Source organism: Moorena sp. SIO4E2 (assembly GCF_010671945.1).
Taxonomy (GTDB): domain Bacteria; phylum Cyanobacteriota; class Cyanobacteriia; order Cyanobacteriales; family Coleofasciculaceae; genus Moorena; species Moorena producens.
In genome coordinates this window covers 1-3,388 of sequence record NZ_JAAHIE010000006.1, presented here as the reverse complement: position 1 = coordinate 3,388, position 3,388 = coordinate 1, and the positions used below count along the sequence as shown (strand labels likewise).

The window sequence follows — 3,388 nt, the reverse complement described above, 5'->3', positions numbered from 1 at the left end:
CCCCACCGTACCTTTTTTTTATATTAGATAGATAGGTACTTTTTTTATCTAAATTTTTCATAGACGTTTAAGTCGTTAGACCAAATTACGCAATATGTATCTGATACATATTTTTTACGTTGTCTACTTATTGTTAGATAGTATCTATCTAGTCTTCTACTTTATTGTTTATATTTTTCTTATAGCACACCTATCACAAATTGTCAAGATAAAGTTTAAAGAAAAGCCGTCCTATAAGGACGGGGCTTTAAACCCAAAATTTTTGGTAAGAAGCTATCAGCGTGTCGCGTATCAGCTATCAGTTATCAGTTATCAGCGTGTCGCGTATCAGCTAATGCGCTAGGCGCAGGCTAGTTGAGGTGCTTTTTAATCAAACAGGTAAGCATTGGTTTAATCTTAGTTACTTCAGCTGACCGCTGACCGCTGACCGCTGACCGCTGATGCTTAAGCTTCCTTGATGAAATCATCAAAACAGTGAGGGCAACAAATACCTTTGATATATTTAGGGGAATTGAGATCAGCTTGGGAAATTGGATTTCCACAACCGTAGCACATATGGTGGGTTCCAGCTTCCAAGCTGTGCTTGAGAGCAATCCGTTGATCGAAGACAAAGCACTCCCCCTCCCATAAACTTTCGTCTTCTGGGACTTGTTCTAAATACTTGAGAATGCCACCTTTGAGATGATAGACCTGTTTAAAACCCTGACTCAACATAAAGGATGAGGCTTTTTCACAGCGAATACCCCCTGTACAAAACAGGGCTACTTTTTTGTCTTTGGTGGAATCGAGGTGGTGGCGAACATAATCAGGGAATTGTCGGAATGAGTCAGTATGGGGATTTTGGGCACCTTTGAAGGTTCCGATATTTACTTCATAGGTATTGCGAGTGTCAATCAGGACTACGTCTGGATCTGAAATTAGAGCATTCCAGTCTTGGGGATTAACATAAGTACCTACCTTCTGATTGGGGTCAACCTCTGGCAAACCGATGGTGACAATTTCTTTCTTTAACCGGACTTTGAGGCGGTTGAATGGGGGGGAGTCAGTGTAGGATTCTTTATGCTCTAGGTCGGCCAGACGGGGATCGGAACGGAGAAAGGCTAGGACTGAATCAATGGCTTGACGGGAGCCTGCGATTGTGCTATTTATGCCTTCTGCTGCGAGGAGAATCGTTCCTGTGATGCCTTGAGCTTGACAATGGGCTAGTAAGGAGGGTCGTTTATCGGCAAAGTCTGGCAATCTGACAAATTTGTAAAATGTTGCAACTACCTGGGTCATGATCCGGTTAAGGGGTGAAAAGAGTGCTGAGTTTTGAGTCCTGAGTCGTAAAGTGCCTCACTATTTACTATATTGGCGTATGGTAAGACCCCGCACTAACCTGCTATGGTCAGATTACTGTTGTGGTTTACTGTTGCGGTCACTGGTGATAGCCCATCACCCGATTACTCTATGACCTGATTACCTGAACTGACAGTTGTAAATGGTGCTTTGATCTGAATGGATGGCAGAAATGCTCGATTGCGATTGCGCTACGCCCACGCTACGCGATCGCTAAATCTAAAATCTTGATTGGATCAGGGTTTTAGCCATTACCCCCCTGACAATCATGCCAGATAAATCGTGCTATGGGAAAATTTTTTGGCTATCTTGCTTGACTTTCCACTTGGATGTTGTATAATAACAAAAGTGCGATTGATAAACTAAGCTTGATTTAGCTTAAGTTGTATTTACCTGGGGGTATAGCTCAGTTGGTAGAGCGCCTGCTTTGCAAGCAGGATGTCAGCGGTTCGAGTCCGCTTACCTCCACTAAATGTATCTATTGGTAGATTGGTGGCTAGGGTAGGCTTTAGAGTAGAAACAAAATAAAGGCTAATGGCTGATAGCTGATAGCTGATAGCTGATAGCTTAATGCTTACCATAACTAATCACTAATAACCACTAACTCTTATTCCATTCAGAAATTGATTTCTAAAAAATAGACGATATAGTTCGCAACTAGATGTGGCTCGATTCCCACGAATTTTTATCAAACCCAAGCTTTCCAATTTATAGGCAGTTAGTGCTTCTAATTCCACACTTTCTGTTGCCATGACTACTTCCTTAAAAGCAGCGAGTAGGTCAGGATGCGGTAACAAAGCTGCTAAATAGTAACGCAAATAGTTACTATAAATTCCAGTTTGAGTTGGGGCTTCATCTAGTAATTGTTCTAAGCTAAGATCCTGTTTGGTGAGATGATACAGGGCAAGACGAATTAAACTGGGACAACGACCTACCATAGTCACTAAAGGAGCAAGACGTTTCATAGCTTGGTCACCTTTTGCCCAATTCAAACCATGACGCTGGGCTAAGTCTAGCACTTGTTCATTGGTAAATTCTGGGAGTTTAATGGCTAGGCCAACATTAAAGGGAGACTGATTAAGTTTGAGTGGCACATATACATCTGTAGCATGAGCTATCACCCATCTTACGTTTTGCCAAATTTCCAGTTCCCTAGCATCCTCATACCAAGAGCGTAGCAAAGACAGAAAATCCCTAGAAAGTTCTGGATACTCAAAAATTTGATTGACTTCATCTAAAGCAATAACGATTGGCCTATCGACTTGCTCTAGCAAATAGTCTTCAAAGTAAGTGGTGCAACTGACCTTAGAGCCAATCTCAGAATCCCAATAGTGATCGAGTTGGAGGGATAAACCCAATTGCCGACTGACGTTGGCACAAAACCAACGTAAGAACTTATCTAGGTTGGTGAAAACTTGGGAATCAGCTCGGTGTAAACTTAAAGTAACAGTACGAAAGCCCTGTTTTTTAGCATAAGCTACAATCCTTCGCACTAGGGAAGTCTTTCCTTTCTGTCTGGGGCCTTTAATATGAATCAGGCTACCTGGTTTCCTAACTTCTGCGTAGGTGAGTGCTTCAATAGGAGGACGTTCGATGTATAAATTGGAGTTTAGTGGTACCGGACCACTGGGAAAGTCTAGCTCTGGTACCAGAGCAGGGTATAGGGAATTCCCGAAGCTGGTTTTGATCCTGTCGTGATAGCTATAAATCCCTAGAGAGGATAGCTGAGCTCGGGAGTACCGCCTCAAAACTGAGCGGACATTACTTTTGGTAACTTTTTGTTTGAGAGCCACAGAGAGACGTTGCCAAAGTTTGAATCCTACATCTCTAATGTAACTATGCTCATACCCGCAGCTTTCCGCAATCTCAGCGTAAGTCTTCCCTTCCCAAACTTCACAGAAGACGGTCTCTTGAAGGTTACTGAAGGAGTAATCGGGCAAAATTGTGTCCAAAACAGCTAGGGCTTCGTCTGCCATCATTGACTAGGTTGAAAGCCAACACACCAAACACTAGCTTTACTTTGACATAGAATTGCCAAAATTTCCGTGCA

2 protein-coding genes and 1 tRNA gene are annotated in these 3,388 nt (G+C 42.6%); 1 reads left to right on the top strand and 2 read right to left on the bottom strand.

The annotated features are described in order from the left end of the window. Nucleotides 1-444 precede the first annotated feature (444 nt). Nucleotides 445-1,278, bottom strand: coding sequence for an oxygen-dependent tRNA uridine(34) hydroxylase TrhO (gene trhO, locus F6K37_RS01480; protein ID WP_287247710.1), 834 nt, complete (start codon nucleotides 1,276-1,278; stop codon nucleotides 445-447). Nucleotides 1,279-1,733: 455 nt separating this feature from the next. Between trhO and F6K37_RS01475 the strand changes: the two genes are divergently transcribed. Then, nucleotides 1,734-1,806 (top strand) — tRNA-Ala (locus tag F6K37_RS01475). 122 nt (nucleotides 1,807-1,928) lie between these two features. Here F6K37_RS01475 and F6K37_RS01470 read toward each other — a convergent pair. Next, nucleotides 1,929-3,317, bottom strand: coding sequence for an AAA-like domain-containing protein (locus F6K37_RS01470; protein WP_287247708.1), 1,389 nt, complete (start codon nucleotides 3,315-3,317; stop codon nucleotides 1,929-1,931). Nucleotides 3,318-3,388 lie beyond the last annotated feature (71 nt).

Bases quoted from the DNA above. Each gene is read 5' to 3' on its own strand.
- trhO (WP_287247710.1), bottom strand. From the start codon at position 1,278: ATGACCCAGGTAGTTGCAACATTTTACAAATTTGTCAGATTGCCAGAC.
- F6K37_RS01470 (WP_287247708.1), bottom strand. From the start codon at position 3,317: ATGATGGCAGACGAAGCCCTAGCTGTTTTGGACACAATTTTGCCCGAT.